This window comes from Lederbergia sp. NSJ-179 (assembly GCF_022867885.1).
In the GTDB taxonomy this organism is placed as follows: domain Bacteria; phylum Bacillota; class Bacilli; order Bacillales; family Bacillaceae_C; genus Lederbergia.
The window spans coordinates 1-17264 of sequence record NZ_JALIFP010000002.1; the positions used below are offsets into that span (position 1 = coordinate 1).

Genomic DNA, 17264 nt, shown 5'->3' on the forward strand with positions numbered 1-17264 from the left:
ATTTTTTCCATTCCCTTCTCTTAAAAGTGCATTATACCGTCACATTTTGGGGGAAAATAAATTCTGGTCTCTCCTTAACCCCTTGTCTCACTTGAGGTGTGAGACATCGCAATTACCTCATTTTTTATGTTTTAGCATTCCCTTTTCATTTTCGTAGATCCAACCACGCTTTGGATCTACGTTTTAGCATTCCCTTTACGTTTTCGTAAATCCAACCACGCTTTGGATCTACGTTTTAGCATTCCCTTTTCATTTTCGTAGATCCAACCACGCTTTGGATCTACGTTTTAGCATTCCCTTTTCATTTTCGTAGATCCAACCACGCTTTGGATCTACGTTTTAGCATTCCCTTCTCATTTTCGTAGATCCGGCACATACTTTGGAACTACGTTTTTGCGGAACCTTCGCTCTTTTGTAGATCCACCCTTCCTTTGGACTTATTGTTTAATAATATCTTTCTATTTTGTAGGTATAAAGTTCTATTTTTTTGCTATAATCATATAGACTTATATTATAAATAAAAAAAGTATGTGAATCGATAGAAAGTCTTATAAATAATGCCAGGCAGGAGGTTCGAATGGAGTATAAACAAGAAGGCTCACAATCATTAGAGGAAATGATGTTTAGAGAGTTGTTCAGAGTGACAGAGAAATGCCATTCATCCATGGACACCAACTTAGTGCTTGCCGAAATTATTCATACATTAAAGAAGGTTTTTTCTGAAAACGATTACTATTTAATTTTAGCAAATGACGAGGAAGTAGATGAGGAATTGTCGGTGAAAAGCCTTGAATTCCATTCAGCGGATGATTTAGCGATTGCGGCTTATGTGAATGCTTCAATTGAAATAGATTCAACAGAGTATCCTTCTATTTTTGCACCATTACAGGGAAAACAAGGCGTATATGGGGTTTTACAAGTTAAAGCTCAATTACAATCCGTATTTGAAGACAAGCAAATCGATTTCATTCGTCTTTTAGCCAATACGGCTGGTAATGCGATGGAAAATGCAAAACTATATCAGCAATCGCAAAAGCTGATTGAAAATTTACGATTGATTGATGAAATTGCCCAAATACTGAATTCTATTGGTAGCTATAAGGAAGCGATTCGTTATTTGCATAAGCAGATTACTCATATATTTCACACCTCTGATGTAGGTTATGTAGTTGTAATGGATAAAAGGCCGATGGTTTTGCCAGAAAGTACGTCTTTTTTTAAAGGGAAAACAGGGAGACGTCTCGTTAATTTTATTTTTGAGCAGGTAGGGTGTGAAGAAGAGAGCTTATTTATGGGGAAAACCGAAAATTTGCCCAAACAGCTTACTAATCGTATAGGTTCCTTAATGTCCGTATCCTTTCATAATCAATCTTGGAGCGGGTTTGTCATTCTTATCGGGGAAGAACCCTATACTTTTACATTCGAAAAATTCCGCCTTTTCCAAACGTTAGTCCAACGTTCCTCATTAGGCGTTACGAATGTGTTTTTACGAGAGGAACTTGAAAAAATGGTAATTACCGATCAACTCACTCAATTGTTTGCCAGAGGGTATCTGGATGATGCAATTAAAAAATCAAGGTTGATCGATAGAGAGGGATCGTTTATTTTAATTGATTTAGACGATTTTAAACATGTGAATGATACGTTTGGACATCAAACGGGTGACAATGTGTTAGTGCAAGTAGCGCAACTGATTCAAGCCTGTATTCGTACAACGGATATTGCCGCTCGCTGGGGTGGGGAGGAGCTTGCTGTTTATCTCCCAGGCCTTTCATTGGAAACTGGGTTACATGTTGCAGAAAGATTACGAAAACATATTTCGGAAAATACAAATCCGCCTGTTACCATATCTTGTGGTATCACCAGTTGGTCAGCAAGTAAATCCGATAACGTATCGGATTTATTTAGACGAGCGGATTCAGCTTTATATGAAGCGAAAAATTCTGGTAAAAATCAAATAAAAATCTATTCCCAAAAGGATTGAGAATAGGGCTACCAAAAGGTAGCTCCGTTTTAAATTTACAGAAATCTTTCCAGTGCTTGCACAAATTTCCCCAAATATTTTTCATCTACATGATCAAATCGATTTTTTTCTGGACTGTCGATGTCTAGCACACCATATAGTTCTCCATTTTTTAAAATGGGAATGACGATTTCCGATTGGGATGCCGAATCACAGGCAATATGGCCGGGAAAAGCATGTACATCTTCCACGACAACAGTTTTCTTCATTGCGGCAGCAGTTCCACAAACCCCTTTTCCGATTGGAATCCGAACACAAGCGGGTAACCCTTGGAAAGGTCCTAGCACAAGTTCATTATTTTCCACCAAATAAAAGCCTACCCAATTAATTCGATCCAAAAATTGATTTAGAACTGCAGAGGCATTGCTAAGATTGGCCATTGAATTTGGTTCTCCTTCTAAAAGAGCTTCCAACTGTTTAATTACCAGTTCATATTGATCCGCTAGTTTCCCCTCATAGGCTTGTACTTTAAACAATATCCTTCCTCCTTCTCTATCTTTCGACAGTGAATAAGGAAACTGTCGATAAGTATTCAGAGGAATTTTTCTTCCCCTATCGAAATCAAATAATAGTGCGTGTTCAAAAAGGAGGATAAAAAGGACCAAGAAGTTCGAGGCGGCGCAGTTTCGAGCAGCGGACTTGTACAGGATGTACTGACTTCCGCGTTGCCCACAGGACGTGGGCGGTTTTAGCGGAAGATCCTTATCCTAATACATGAGCAGCGGAGAAACAAGCCAACGAAGAAATTCGCAGTGTCATTTTTACCGGACTTTTTGAACATCCTCTAATATCTAAAAAATATCCAAAACATGATGATGCTGGACTTCTAAATGCTAAGGTCGAGTAAATGGAAAAATAGATTTGCATTATTTTTATCATATTCAACTGGATTGTTCAAGAGCTCGGAGGGAGAAAAATGACGACTCAGCAAGGAACAACAAAAGAAGCGATTATAGAAGCGGCCATTGAATTGTTTTATGCCAAGGGATATAAGGGGACCACGATTCGGGATATTGCGGCTGAAGCAAAGATTAATCCAGCCAATATTTCTTATTATTTTAAAGGGAAGCAAGGGCTGCTAGAGGAATGTCTTATTCGCTTTTTTGAACCTTACTTAAAATGTTTGGAAGAGGAGGTGGGAAAATTAGATAAAGATCAAGCAGATATTTGTTTAAAAAGAGCGATTAAGCGAATTTTATTATTTCAAAGTGAACATAAATTACTTGCACGCTTTGTTTGGAGGGAAGTGAGCATTGATTCACAAACCTCACGGGAAATCATTTCTTCTTATTTAATGAAGGAGCGCTATTTCTTGAAAAATTTAATCCTGCCTACCCTGAAAGAGCAGAAAATAGTATTTCCTATTAGTATGTTAATCATTCAATTAAAAGGAATACTTATGATGCCATATGTGAATAGTTTATATGTATCTGAAGTCTGGGGGATGGGACCCCAGGAGCCCTATTTTATCGATAAATATCACTTAACGATTAGTAAATGGTTAGACTCATGGACAGGATCGCAAACATTTTTAAAGTCCATGGAATCCACTGCTTCAATGGGCTATTAGGACATTGGGCACTTTCATTTTTTGCGGGAATAGTGAAAGTGTCTGCATGTTCTCTGCCTTATTCGGTTCTCAAAATTGTACTTCTATCTTGCTGTATCTCTCTTCTGCCTCCGAAAAATAATGTGTTAATGCATCGATTCGTGCCTCTTTCTCTTCAATCGTAAGCCCCAGCTGATTCCTTCCCTTCATATGTAACAATATTCGGCAATATTAGCATAAACTAGGTTATGAGAGCGTTTTTACAAGTTTGTTACGTCTGTTGTCCTAATCGCTAAGGAATGGAAAATACCCTTGTTTATTGAAATTTTACCTTATTTTATCATAAAAAAATGCTTTTCATAGTCAAAAATTGTCGTTGACATGGTATTATAGAGGAACATAATATAAAATTCAATTTCATTTACATATATGTATGAAAGAATGACTGAGAAACAGGGGGCTAACAATGAAGTACGGTGTAGAGATCTTGATTTCTGCGATTTTGATCATCCTGATTTTATTCGTAGTTGGATACATAATAAGAAAAAGATATTATAAAGAAATTGATCGACTGGATTCACAAAAATTAGAATTGATGAACCGGCCTATTGCAGAGGAAATGGCAAAGGTGAAGCAATTGAATATGACGGGAGAAACCGAGGAAATGTTTGAACGTTGGAGGGACTCTTGGGATGATATTCTAAACTCCCAGCTTCCTCAAGTTGACGAAATGATCTTTGCTGCCGAAGAATTCACAGATAAATACCGTTTTAAGCAAGCGAAAGAGGAAAGTGAGAAGGTAAGTGAATTACTGAAAAATATTGAGAAAGAAATGGATTTTATTCTGAATGAATTAGATGAACTTGTTGGCAGTGAAGAAAAAAACAGGAAAGAAATTGCCGGCTTATTAGAACAATATCAAGAGAGTAGAAAATATCTTTTAGCCCATCGCCATCTCTTTGGGGAAGCAGGGGAAGAACTTGAAAAATTACTCGAATCTGTGGGAGATAAAGTCAAAAATTATGAAAATTTAACGGATCAAGGGAATTATTTACAAGCACGTGAGGTCGTGCTTGCTCTTTCGACAGAAATGGAACAATTAGTAGAGAAAATGGAAAAAGTGCCTGACCTTTTAACCGAATGTCAAACGATCCTTCCATCCCAAATAGATGATATAAAGGATGGCTATAAAGAGATGACCCAGCAAGGGTTTATTTTGGACCATCTTCAAATGGAAAAACAAATAGAAACATTGATGAACGAAATTATTCTCTATCAGGAATTTCTCCATAAGGCGGAAGTAAAAACTGTTGAAGAGGGCATTCAGGTAACGAAGGACAAAGTGGAAACTCTTTATAATTTATTGGAAAAAGAAGTATATGCGAAACACTATATTTTGCAAGAAACGGAGAAGGCCGAAAATATGCTTGAGCAATTAATTGATACGAGCGATGAAATCAATCATGAAACACAGATTGTTCAAAATAGTTATCAATTATTAGATGAGGATCTTGAAATACCGAAAAAATTCGATAAAACTCTCAGCCAAATGGTTAAACGATATGAACTTTTAAAAGCGAAATTAACAGATAAAATGACTGCCTATTCGCTATTGGAAGAAGAGTTAAAGGAGATTCAGGAACAGTTGCAAAAGATGAAGCAGGAACAGCAGGAATTTACAGAACGTCTCCATAATTTACGTAAAGATGAATTGGAGGCAAAAGAAAGCGTTTATGAATGTCAAAGGAAAATCAAAGAAATTATCCGACTTGTTCATAATAGTTATATGCCTGGACTACCAGCAGATTGCGATTCTTTATATGATCGGGCTGAAGAGCAAATTGAAAATGTGTATAAAAGTCTAAATGAAAAACCATTGAATATGAAGCAAGTCCAAAAGTTCCTAAATGAAGCGAAAGACACTGTTGATCATCTATATGAAAAGACAGAAGAGTATATTGAAACAGCCCAGCTTGCAGAACGTGTGATTCAATATGCGAACCGCTATAGAAGACAAAATCCCGAATTAGCCTTCAATCTTAAAGAAGCAGAACAATTATTCCGAAATTATGAATACATGGCGGCCCTGGAACAGGCAGCAACGGCTGTAGAAAAGGTTGAACCAGGTGCATTAAAACGAATTGAGGAAATATACGAAAGTAATGAATATTCTCATTCCTAAACGATCTAAAAAAGGGGGCAAAGATGCTCCCTTATTTTTTATGAATAACTATGGTATGATAAATAATTGGAAAAAATAATCTCAATATAATAGAAGGTGTCATTTTGATCTATTTTGATAATAGTGCTACAACAAAACCTTATGAAGAGGTGTTAGATTCTTTTGTAAAAGTAAATCGAGAATATTACGGCAATCCTTCTTCACTGCATCATTATGGTGGCAAAGCAGAACAGTTAATGACAAGTGCTAGACAACAAATTGCGGATGGGCTATCTGTGAAGCCGTCGGAAATCATTTTCACTTCCGGGGGTACGGAAGGAAATAATTTGGCCATCAAAGGGGCAGCTTTAGAATATAAAGGTAGAGGAAATCATATGATTACAAGCGAAATCGAACATTCCTCTGTTCAAAATTCAATGAAACAATTGGAAGAAAAATGGGGATTTCAAGTTACTAGGCTACCGGTCGACTCGAATGGAATGGTTTGTCCGGATGATCTAGAAAAAGCGATCACCGACAAAACGATTCTTGTTTCATTAATTCATGTAAGTAATGAAGTAGGCACGATCCAGCCTATTAAAGAAATTGGAAAAATGTTAAAAAAATACCCGAAAATTATTTTCCATGTTGATCATGTTCAAGGGGCAGGAAAAGTTGTTTTGCCACTTCATGATTCAGGGATTGACCTATGTACGTTTTCGGCTCATAAATTTCATGGTTTAAAAGGAACTGGGTTTCTGTATAAACGAAGTGGGATCAGATTGGAGCCAATTTTCACAGGGGGAAATCAAGAACAGACATGGCGGAGTGGTACTGAAAATACGGGTGGGATCGTGGCCATGGCGAAGGCTTTTCGGATGATAGAAGAAAATCGAGTGAAAAAGGGACATTCTCTGTTAAAAGTTAGAGAATTCTTATATCATGAGCTTGAAAACAATGACCATATTATCGTTCATACTCCAAAAAAGGCGGCCCCACATATTATCAATTTTTCGGTACCAGGATTAAAAGGTGAAGTTCTCGTTCATGCGTTAGAGGAAAACGGATTTATGATTTCCACTACTAGTGCATGCTCTTCAAAGGAAAAAACACCAAGTCAAACACTAAAAGCTATGGGTGTTTCTGATGAAATGGCTTTAGGAGCGGTTCGCATCAGTCTTTCCTATGAGAATACACGAACAGAGGCCGTACAATTTCTAGAGGCATTAAAGGAAGTCATCCCGAGATTAAAGAGCGTAGTGAGGTGATTGGATGAATTATGATAGAATAATGATTCGTTATGGGGAAATGTCGCTGAAAGGGCGGAATCGTAAACATTTTATCCATAAATTAAAGAAAAATATTCAATTTATGTTAAGAGATTTTGAAAATATTCAGATCGAATCTGGATGGGATCGAATGTATGTCGTACTGAATGGGGAACCTGTCGAGCCCATTATCGGCCAACTACAAAAGGTTTTTGGGATTCAATCCTTTAGTCCGGTAATAAAAACAGACAAAAAGATTGAAGACATACGAGCGGCTGCCTTACACATTGCCGAGCAAGTCCATTCCCCAGGAAATACATTTAAAGTTTCTGCTCGTAGGACAGATAAAACGTTTGAATATGATACGAATGGTTTAAATCATGCGATAGGAGCGCATATTTTAATTCATATGGATGATATAAAAGTCGATGTGAAAAATCCTGATTTGAATCTGATGGTTGAAATAAGAAAAGATGCCGCTTATATTTCTGGTCAACTGATTTATGGGGCAGGAGGTTTTCCTGTTGCATCCTCAGGAAAGGCCATGCTCATGCTTTCAGGAGGGATTGATAGCCCTGTCGCGGGTTTCCTTACGATGAAACGAGGGGTTGGGATTGAGGCGGTGCATTTTCATAGCCCACCGTTTACAAGTGAACGAGCCAAGCAAAAAGTGTTGGATTTAGCGCGGAAACTGGCGCAATATTCGGGTAGTGTGAAGGTGCATATTGTTCCATTCACAACGATTCAAGAAGTCATTCATAAAGAAATTCCGTCAGGTTTTTCAATGACAGCCACAAGAAGAATGATGCTTCGAATTACCGATGAAATTAGGAAAAGGCAAGGAGCACTGGCGATTGTAACAGGAGAAAGTCTTGGACAGGTAGCTAGTCAAACGATGGAAAGCATGCTAGCGATTAATGCTGTCACCAATACCCCTATTATTCGCCCGCTTATTGCCATGGATAAATTAGAAATCATCAAAATTGCGGAGGACATTGATACGATTGAGATATCGAATCGTCCTTATGAGGATTGCTGTACAATCTTCACTCCGCCGTCACCAAAAACAAGACCGAAATTAGCGAAAATGGAAATGCTTGAGGAAAAAGTGGATTGGACTCCTTTACTTGAAGAAGCCGTGAACAAGACGGAAACGATGATGATTAGTGCTAGAGCACGATCGTCTACAGATTTGGAAAGTCTCTTATGATTTTTATCAATAGATAGGAAAGGGAAACAAGTGGGACTAGGAAAGCAAGATTTAATGAGAGGATACAACAATTACCAATACCATTTTTGAATGAAGGCATGTGTTTTCGCACAATCTACACTTACAGGGAGGTGAAGACACATGGCAAACAATAACAGCAACCAACTTCTAGTTCCTGGAGCTGAACAAGCTCTTAATCAGATGAAAACTGAAATTGCTCAAGAATTTGGTGTGAACCTTGGAGCAGACACTACTTCACGTGCCAATGGATCTGTTGGTGGAGAAATTACAAAACGTCTTGTTCAAGTTGCACAACAACAAATGGGTGGAAGAAACCAATAATTTCACATATTATGGCTTGAGGCGGGATTTCATTCCCGCCTCTCTTTATTATAAGGTTAAAAAGCATAAATATTGGCTAGTGTTGGATCTAGCTCCAGCGCCTAGCCCCTCGAGGTCAAATAACCCTAAACCTATGAAGGGAAAGATCGCCCTTAGGTTCAGGAACATTTGCTTGTCGGAGGCCAACAGGATGTTGGTCAGATCGGCGTTGCGCCAGGACGGCGCGAACTTAGCCGTTCATCCATTAAACGGGCGCTTGCGCTTTTCTTAGAGAAAAGTTCTTTTTACTTTTTCCCAGAAGGAGTTATTTTTTAATTTGATTGTTTTGATTTGTTTCTTGCTTAATTGAATATCTACCTTTTCAACATGCTGAATACTTAAAGCTTCGTTATCCATTCCCATGGAAGGATAATCATTCCCGTCTTGTACGACTTTTAATTGCAAACTTCGATCTTCGCTTAAAATAAAAGGAGAACCTAAAGTTCGATATTGATTATTGTTGAGGGACGCAAGCTCCGTCACTTGTAAGCAAGGTAATAAGGGATCGACAACCGCGCCTCTAATGGATTTGTTATAGGCTGTACTTCCCGTTGGTGTAGCGATAACAAGTCCATCACCTCGGAAAGTTTCAAAATGCAGTCCATCAATAAATACTTCCATTACAAATGTTTTAATAATGCCAGACCGGATGGTAAATTCATTTAGGCAGAGAAACGAGCCTTCCCCATCAATATTTACTTGAATGGTTGGATAACGTCTTACCTCTACCTGTTCCGTTGTAGCGGCATCAATCATGTCATGAATATTGTCAATATGAAAATCACAATAAAGACCTTGATTACTGCCAACCGCGATTCCAGCGTACAAACAATCCTGTCTAAACCCTGTTTTCCGTACAGCTTGTAGGAACATTCCATCCCCGCCAATACTGGCAATGATATTTGCTTGGCGATAATCATTCACTACATTAAATCCATACCGTTCCGCTGCTTCTTGCAAATTCATGATCTTTTCCGTTATTTCTTTATTATTTTTATGGAAAAAATAAATATTATTTCGTTTGTCCATTACACTGCTCCTCCTGATCAAAATTGGATTATTTGAATAGTAGATTGTATTTAGTTTATCATGACGATGAAACTTTTTGAAAGAAAGAACGTATGAAAAGATAGTCACATTTCAGAAGGAGGAATTTTATATGAACGGAAAAAGATGGCTCGCCATTGGTGTAGCTGCCTTAGTTTTCTTTGTTTCCATCATTGTAAATTTTGCTAGTAGTTTGTTGTTTACAGACTTTTCTAAGCTTTTTAGTGAAGGAATGGGAATAAACGAGGCTTTTACAGAGGAAGTGTTAGAAACTGGAAATCCCGCGCAAAAGATTGCTGTATTGGAGGTAGATGGGACGATCCAAGATACAGGGGAGGCATCAATTTTTCAAACGGCTGGTTATGTACATAAGGAATTTATGAAACAGCTTAATCAGGTGAAGGACGATAACACGGTGAAAGGAATTGTCCTTCGTGTGAACTCTCCAGGTGGGGGTACGAATGAGTCAGCGGAAATTCATCATAAGTTAGTTCAGATTCAGAAGGAAACCAAGAAGCCAATCTACGTTTCGATGGGTTCAATGGCTGCATCTGGCGGGTATTATATATCGGCTCCCGCTGATAAAATTTTCGCCAGTCCTGAAACGATGACCGGTTCATTGGGAGTGATTATGCAAGGAATGAATATTGCCGAGCTGGCTGACAAGCTGGGGATTGATTTTACAACGATTAAAAGCGGGCCATATAAAGATATTATGAGCCAATATCGTGAAATGACAAAAGAGGAAAAGGATATTCTCGATTCCATGTTAAAAAATTCATATGACGAATTTGTTCGAGTTATTTCTGAAGGACGGGATATGCCGGAATCAAAAGTGAGAGAGCTCGCAGACGGACGAGTTTATGATGGGCGCCAAGCAAAAGAAGTTGGATTAATTGATGAGTTCGGTTATCAAGAAGATGTGATCGCCCAAATGAAAAAGGATAATAAACTTAAGGGAGCTCAAGTGATTCGCTATAGTGCAGGTGCTGGTTTTGGTTCTTTGTTTGGAGCGGCTGTTCAAAAAATCGGTGGAAAGGAAGCGGAAATGCAAGGGATCACAAAGCTATTGGCCCAACCAAATGCACCAAGACTTATGTATCTTTATTCTGAATAATAGGAGGTGGTATTAATGACAGAGAATCGATCCGAACAAACCAATGTGGAAACTTCTGGCCAGACATTATCCGGGAAAACGAGTTTGAACCGAGGGAATAAGAGTATGGAACAAGGATTAGAAGTCCATGCTCCTACAGAGTATGCAGGATTTTGGATGCGTTTCTGGGCCTACCTCCTTGATTTGGTCATTATATTCAGTTTAAATGGAATATTGATTAAGCCTGTTTTTCGTGGTTTCGGGATTTCCTTAGCTGATACAGGGATTCTATCTGCCTATGGAATCGCGTCTGGAATTGTCTTCTATGCTTATTTTATTCTGATGACAAGGTATTTCCAACAAACAATAGGAAAAATGGTTTTCGGCTTAAGAGTTGTTCCGTTAAAAGGAGACCGGTTAAGTTGGGCCACAATCATTTTTAGAGAAGGAATTGGACGCTATATATCAGCAACCATTACCATTCTTTATGCCATTGTTGCTTTTACACCGAAAAAACAAGGATTGCATGATATATTCGCTGACACATCTGTCGTGCATGAACGAAGACAAATGACAGAACCCGCTTTTTGATAAGCGGGTTTATTTTTTTGATAAGTGGAAATACTGAATGTTTAGTTCCAATGCTTCAGGCTCTTCTAGGGGGGATAAGCTATGCAGTGGCTTGTTGTTTTCATTCTCTGCTTTTTTATTTTTATAATTATCTTTATTTTCGTTCTCTTATTAACGATTCAAATGTCCATATCCACCATTTTAAGTCTATCCAATATAAAAATAAGGATAAAAGCAAGTATTTTTTTTGGGTTGCTTCACTTTCAAAAAGTGTTTGATTTATCTGATCTTCTATCCATCCAAATAGATGAAACTGAAGATCAAGATTTCAAAGATCTACCTTCCTTTCTTCATGATTTAGCAAATTTTCCTCAAAATTTCAAGCCTTTTCAAAAGATTCTTGCCCGTTTTTTGAACAAAATAAAAATAAAGCAGTTTGAATGGAGGACCACCATTGGACTTGGGGATGCAGCCGATACAGGGGTAGCTTCGGGTGCGATTTGGTCGCTGAAAGGAACACTCGTATCATGGGTAAGAAATTACCTTTCTTTTTATCAAAAGCCACTCCTGGATGTACAACCTAATTATCAGCAAATGACTTTTGAGTCAACCTGCCAATGTATGATGCAAATAAAAGTAGGAAATGCTATATGGACAGCCTATCGATTAGCTAGACAATGGAAAAAATATAAAAAACAACAATTTTCTCATACTGAAAAAGACAGGAGGACTTTAAATGCCTGAGCATCCGATTCATGCGTTAATGACAACAGCGATGGAAAATTTAAAAGAAATGATTGATGTCAACACAATCGTCGGGGAACCGGTTGAAACACCGGATGGCGGAGTGATTTTGACGGTTTCAAAAGTTGGTTTTGGTTTTGCGATGGGAGGAAGTGAATTTCAAGGTGGTTCATCGGGAAGTTCCTCTGATGATCAATCATCTGAGGAAGAAGGCGGCTCCAAGTACCCTTTTGGGGGAGGAAGTGGCGGCGGCGTGTCCATTACACCGATTGCCTTTCTAGTCGTGAACAAACATGGAGTGAATATGCTTCATTTGGAACAAAATACGCATTTATTAGAAAAAATGATTGATTGTGCGCCTGAAGCAATCGAAAAAATCCAAAAGATGATCAAGAAAAACAATCAACACCAGCAAAATCCGGATCATAAAGGTGATTTAGACTTTGATATTTAGATCGGAAAAGAGAGTGCCTCTGCATGGTTTGCAAGAGGCACTTTTTGATCTGATAAAGTCAATCAAGCTATGCTATAGCGAGATATTATAGACCTGAAAACCTTAACGACGAATAAAAGCAGCATGACGACGAATAAAAGTAGAGCGATGACGAATAAAACAACGTGACGACGAATAATTTCATCCCAACGACGAATAAAGGCCACAATGTCTTTTCATATTAAGCAATTACCCTTTTTAAATAGATTTGTCGAGTAATGGCATAATAAATAGCTTGGAAAAGATAATAGACAGCAATAGCAATCAGGCCTTCTTTCCAAATCCCTTCTGCACCTAAAGTAAGGTTAGCACTTACATAAACGAAAACCGTGTGCAAGGAACCAACAAGGACCGGTAAGAAGAACAGAATGGCGATCTGAATGGAGGCCATTTTCTTCATTTCTCCTTGTGTAAAACCAAGCTTTTTTAAGGTTATATACGATTTACGCTCTTCCTCCATTTCTGTATATAGTTTGAAATAAATCAGACTGCTCGTGGTCAGAAAAAATAAACAAGCAATAAAAAGGCCAATCAATAATAAGAGGGTACTCCATTTATTGATTTCAAGAAAATCGCTAAATCCATCCAATAGCAGGACTGAATCATCATTTGTTCTGTAGATTTGAATTGCCTTTAGTAAATCAGGCGCATGGATAAGATTGGCGAAATAATAATCATGAAGAACCATCAGCTCTTGCCTATCCATACTTGCTTGTAAATCCGTAAAAAGTGATTGATCAACCACCAGTAAATAAGGCGGCTGATAACCTCCTCCCCGAATGATTGTCACCGCAAAAAGACTTGCTTGAAGCTCTAATTTTTGTGGGGGTTGATTGGCAAATCTTATATCTACTTGATTCCCCGTAAATTTGGTAGCTCCCCACTCTTTTCCTTCAAATGGTTCAAATGGGGAAATAAAAACCGTTTTCCCTGCTTCTACATCTACAGCTTGTGCGGAACGTTGTATAGGTTTTATTCGTCGATTGTAATCTTGATCAGAAATGACCCAAGCCGTTTTTTCCTGATGATTGATCAGAATGGATGTGGGCAGCACAACGGTTTGTTCATATGCCTTGATATTAACCTGATGCTTTTCAGCAAGAGCTTTTATCTTTTTTTCAGAAATGAGTGGGCTATCCTGATTATCCACGCCTTTTTGAATCACCATTAGATCCTGAGGACCGCGAATTTCCACATTAGAGTATTGAGTAAACCAAAATAATAAGCCCATACTAGACATAGCAGTCGCACTAAGAACTGCAGCTACGCTTAATATTCTTGCATTATCCTTCATTTTAAAAATGAGCGCACTAATCATTGTCATATTTATATTTTTCCAGAAAAGTGGAGAATTTCGTAATCTTTGTAGAATGGCCGTTGTTCCCTGCATAAAAAGTAAATACGTTCCAGTAATGACAAGTACTAAAATAGGAATCATCGAAAAAAACAAGATCAATAAATTTGAAAAGGCAGCAATTAAGTAGCCAGTAAGCAAAAGAACCACACTTAATAACGTCAGTTTAGGTGAAAAGACGGGTGGCTCTTTCGGGAGGTGGGCCGCTTTCATAAGGTGAATGATCTCACTTTTGTGAATCTCTCTTAACCCAATTAGTGTGATCCCTTCAAATAAAAAAAGGAAGAGACACAAGGTTACGATGACCGCCAACGGAGGGACTGAAAATAATAAAGGTTCAGCTTGTTGTAAAATCACATTGACGAACATGAAAAAAAGCCTTGATAACAAGATCCCTGTAAGGATACCGATTATGATCGAAAGAAAGGAAACCGCTGTAAATTCAAAAAAGACAAGCCTCGCGATTTTTTTGTTGCTGAGGCCAACCATCTTAAGCAAACCAAATTCCTTTTTTCGTGATTTCATCATCGCTGTATAAGAATAGATCGAGAAAAAAATGGTAAAAAAGATGATGGCTATATTACAGCTTATAAATAATACATAGATAATTGGATGGATGTCTTGACTAGCCAAATTTGGATGTAAGACAAATGCTAGAAACAAATAGAAAATAAACACCGTAAAGATGTTACTGAGGATAAAAGATGCATAGGATTGCAAATTCCTCAGTAAATTTTTATATAGAAGTTGGCGGAAGGTCATCTTCATGTCCTCCCATCATCGACAATACATCGAGAATTTTTTGGAAAAACGCTTGTCTTTGCCCACTGTGATAAATTTCCGTATACGGCTTTCCATCACGGATGAACACCACGCGTTTGCAATAACTAGCAGCAAAGGGATCGTGGGTGACCATAAGAATCGTGCGGATTTGTTCTTGATTTAATTGCTGCAGGGAATCCATTAGGCTTTTAGCCGCTTTGGAATCGAGGTTTCCAGTCGGTTCATCTGCCAGTATTAATTGTGGATGATGGATAAGCGCTCTGGCTGCAGCCGTTCTTTGCTGCTCTCCTCCTGAAATTTCATAGGTTCTTTTGTCTAAAATATCACGAATGTTTAAAATGGTAGAGAAATTGTGCAGGCGTTTTTCCATTTCGGTCTTGGGAATACTTTCCAACACTAGGGGAAGCAGAATATTTTCTTTTACAGTCAACGTTTCTAATAAATGGAAATCCTGAAAAATAAATCCCAATTTTTTCCTTCTAAATAAAGAAAGCTGTTGATCATTTAATGATTTGGTATTGACACCATCCAGTTCAACTGTTCCGGCGGACGGTTGATCAATCGTAGCTAGGATGTTCAACAATGTTGATTTTCCGCTTCCAGAAGGTCCCATAATCCCAATAAACTCCCCATAGTCCACCTCAAGATTAAATTGGTCAATCGCCTTATGGGCATACCTGCCTTTTTTGGATGTATAAATTTTTGAGATGTTTTTAGCTTTTACTAGCATTGGCTTCCCCTCCTTTCTGTCATTAGTCCTATTATCTAGCTACATTGTGATAATCATCATGTAACAAAAAATGCAAGGTGATGGTAGTACCAGCATTTTCTTGGGAATCGATGGTGATCAGGTGCTGTAACTTATCAATAATTAGCTTGACAAGATAAAGCCCCATCCCTGTCGATTCCTGCCTTTTTCTCCCGTTCGCTCCAGTGAAAAAAGCATCGAATACTCGAGGAAGATCCTCTTGTTTGATCCCGATTCCTTCGTCCTTGATGGATAATTGGATTTCCTTCTCCTTTTTCTCCACAAAAAAATGAATATAGGTATGAGGTTCTGAATATTTTAATGCGTTTTGAATCAGTTGTTCCAATACAAATGTTAACCATTTTTGGTCTGATTCAATTGGACATAACGTCTCATTTGACGTGAATTTAGGAAAAATATGATAGCGAATAAATTGCTTTCGTTTGTCATGCAGTAATCCTCGCAACCAAGCGACAAGATCAAATTTTTCAATTGAAAAATCAAGCTCGAATTTTTGAATGCGTAATGTCGATAACATCATTTGAATCCCATCGGCAACCTTCAGTGTTTCGTCATCTATCTGGCTAATGAAATCCTGTCTTGGTATTTCTTTTTCTTGTTGCAGTAATAATTGAATCACAGAAATAGGTGTTTTCATTTGGTGTGCCCAGCGATTTGCAAAATAATAGGATTGCTGAAGTTTATCTTGATAATCTCCTACTTGGTTCACATATAGAGCATAAGAATTTGCACAAAGCTGCTGAAATAACCGTTGTTCCCTTGTAACGGGATGCTGTAGATTCAGAAAGGCATCCAGCTCCTCACTCCTTAAGGCGCTGTTTAATTCATCAAAAAAAGCTTTCTTGCGAATAAAATCAACCGTTACATACCCAAGGAGTAGGAGAAAAGAGAGGAGGCTAATATAAAGCAAATGCTTCGTTGAAATAAAGACTTTTCCTTCTAGTAAGCTAAGTTTGACAATGCACAAGATCAACACAGTATTGAAAAGGTAAAGAACAATAAAGGTCAATCGATCCGCTAAAAAATCACGGAATCTCATGATGTTTGCCCCCAAGTATTTTTCAGAAGATATCCTTGGCCTCGTATTGTTTGAATCGCATCGACAATCCCAAGTTCCTTTAGCTTCTCTCTAGCTCTACGAATATTGACGTTTAACGTATTGTCATCAACAAAATCGATTTCATCCCAAATCGCCTCCAATAGCTCGTTCCTTGTCACAACTTGTCCATGCTTGGATAACAATATATCAAGTAAACGAAATTCCTTTGGACTGCACTCGGTTTTCCGATGATTGAATTCCACTGTGTTTTTATTCCGATAAAGAAAAAGCCCATCTACTTCTAAAATATGATAATCGGTTGGAGACGCGTAATCTCCATACGTTCTTCGTAATACACCCTTAACCTTTGCTAATAAAACTTCTAAATGAAAAGGCTTTGTAATATAATCATCGCCCCCATTCTCTATGGCAAAAACCTGATCCATCTCCCCAGAACGTGCCGTTAAAAAGATAATCGGGACATGAGAGATGCTGCGAATTTGCCTACACCAATAAAAGCCATCAAAAGAGAGAAGATGAATATCCAAGATAACAAGATCTGGTCGACATTGGACAAACTCTTCTTTTATTGAGTCAAACTCCTCAGCAATTTGAACGGCATAGCCATATTTTTGCAAATAACGGCCAACAAGACCGGCCATCCTTGCATCATCCTCTACAATATATATTCGATACATTTTTTCAACCTCCAACAAGGACATATGGCTATTGTACAATAGAAACGCATACTCGTGAGTAGGCATATCTAAATTCTTT

At 38.1% G+C, this 17264-nt stretch carries 16 protein-coding genes; 10 read left to right on the top strand and 6 right to left on the bottom strand.

The genetic code is table 11. The features are described from left to right. Positions 1-577: 577 nt before the first annotated feature. Positions 578-1984 (top strand): sensor domain-containing diguanylate cyclase, encoded by a 1407-nt coding sequence (locus MUB24_RS02040; RefSeq protein ID WP_244700568.1) that lies wholly within the window; start codon positions 578-580, stop codon positions 1982-1984. Between the two features lie 35 nt (positions 1985-2019). Here the strand turns inward: MUB24_RS02040 and MUB24_RS02045 are convergent, their stop codons facing one another. Continuing rightward, positions 2020-2499, bottom strand: coding sequence for a GAF domain-containing protein (locus tag MUB24_RS02045; protein WP_244700571.1), 480 nt, complete (start codon positions 2497-2499; stop codon positions 2020-2022). Between the two features lie 440 nt (positions 2500-2939). On the opposite strand from MUB24_RS02045, the gene refZ reads away from it, so the two are divergent. The 5 genes from refZ (at position 2940) to MUB24_RS02070 (ending at position 8553) form a co-directional block, all read left to right on the top strand. Continuing rightward, positions 2940-3593, top strand: coding sequence for a forespore capture DNA-binding protein RefZ (gene refZ, locus MUB24_RS02050; RefSeq protein ID WP_244700574.1), 654 nt, complete (start codon positions 2940-2942; stop codon positions 3591-3593). Between the two features lie 445 nt (positions 3594-4038). Beyond that, entirely contained in the window at positions 4039-5754 is a 1716-nt protein-coding gene (gene ezrA / locus MUB24_RS02055; RefSeq protein ID WP_244700577.1) for a septation ring formation regulator EzrA, read from the top strand. A 104-nt stretch (positions 5755-5858) separates the two neighbouring features. Next, positions 5859-7001 (top strand): cysteine desulfurase family protein, encoded by a 1143-nt coding sequence (locus MUB24_RS02060; protein ID WP_244700580.1) that lies wholly within the window; start codon positions 5859-5861, stop codon positions 6999-7001. 4 nt (positions 7002-7005) lie between these two features. Further along, on the top strand, positions 7006-8211 hold the full coding sequence (thiI, locus tag MUB24_RS02065; protein WP_244700583.1) for a tRNA uracil 4-sulfurtransferase ThiI: 1206 nt from the start codon (positions 7006-7008) through the stop codon (positions 8209-8211). Positions 8212-8352: 141 nt separating this feature from the next. Beyond that, positions 8353-8553 (top strand): alpha/beta-type small acid-soluble spore protein, encoded by a 201-nt coding sequence (locus MUB24_RS02070; RefSeq protein ID WP_244700586.1) that lies wholly within the window; start codon positions 8353-8355, stop codon positions 8551-8553. A 267-nt stretch (positions 8554-8820) separates the two neighbouring features. Here the strand turns inward: MUB24_RS02070 and MUB24_RS02075 are convergent, their stop codons facing one another. Then, complete coding sequence (locus MUB24_RS02075; RefSeq protein ID WP_244700588.1) at positions 8821-9621, bottom strand: NAD kinase; 801 nt, start codon at positions 9619-9621, stop codon at positions 8821-8823. A gap of 130 nt (positions 9622-9751) precedes the next feature. Between MUB24_RS02075 and sppA the strand changes: the two genes are divergently transcribed. The 4 genes from sppA to ytfJ all read left to right on the top strand — a co-directional run bounded on the left by sppA (position 9752) and on the right by ytfJ (position 12503). Continuing rightward, positions 9752-10756: a signal peptide peptidase SppA gene (gene sppA / locus MUB24_RS02080; protein WP_244700591.1), complete on the top strand. Its 1005-nt coding sequence runs from the start codon at positions 9752-9754 to the stop codon at positions 10754-10756. 15 nt (positions 10757-10771) lie between these two features. Then, complete coding sequence (locus MUB24_RS02085) at positions 10772-11326, top strand: RDD family protein (RefSeq protein ID WP_313898416.1); 555 nt, start codon at positions 10772-10774, stop codon at positions 11324-11326. Positions 11327-11407: 81 nt separating this feature from the next. Next, positions 11408-12049, top strand: a complete 642-nt coding sequence (locus tag MUB24_RS02090) for a DUF2953 domain-containing protein (protein WP_244700594.1) — start codon at positions 11408-11410, stop codon at positions 12047-12049. Next, on the top strand, positions 12042-12503 hold the full coding sequence (ytfJ, locus tag MUB24_RS02095; RefSeq protein ID WP_244700597.1) for a GerW family sporulation protein: 462 nt from the start codon (positions 12042-12044) through the stop codon (positions 12501-12503). The genes MUB24_RS02090 and ytfJ overlap by 8 nt, the downstream gene beginning before the upstream one ends. A gap of 220 nt (positions 12504-12723) precedes the next feature. Here ytfJ and MUB24_RS02100 read toward each other — a convergent pair whose 3' ends face one another. The 4 genes from MUB24_RS02100 to MUB24_RS02115 are packed head-to-tail and all read right to left on the bottom strand — an operon-like array spanning position 12724 to position 17185. Beyond that, positions 12724-14658, bottom strand: a complete 1935-nt coding sequence (locus MUB24_RS02100; RefSeq protein ID WP_244700600.1) for an FtsX-like permease family protein — start codon at positions 14656-14658, stop codon at positions 12724-12726. Next, entirely contained in the window at positions 14633-15409 is a 777-nt protein-coding gene (locus MUB24_RS02105) for an ABC transporter ATP-binding protein (protein ID WP_244700603.1), read from the bottom strand. The genes MUB24_RS02100 and MUB24_RS02105 overlap by 26 nt, the downstream gene beginning before the upstream one ends. Positions 15410-15440: 31 nt before the next feature. Further along, positions 15441-16487, bottom strand: a complete 1047-nt coding sequence (locus tag MUB24_RS02110) for an ATP-binding protein (RefSeq protein ID WP_244700606.1) — start codon at positions 16485-16487, stop codon at positions 15441-15443. Further along, positions 16484-17185, bottom strand: a complete 702-nt coding sequence (locus MUB24_RS02115) for a response regulator transcription factor (protein WP_244700609.1) — start codon at positions 17183-17185, stop codon at positions 16484-16486. The genes MUB24_RS02110 and MUB24_RS02115 overlap by 4 nt, the downstream gene beginning before the upstream one ends. Positions 17186-17264 lie beyond the last annotated feature (79 nt).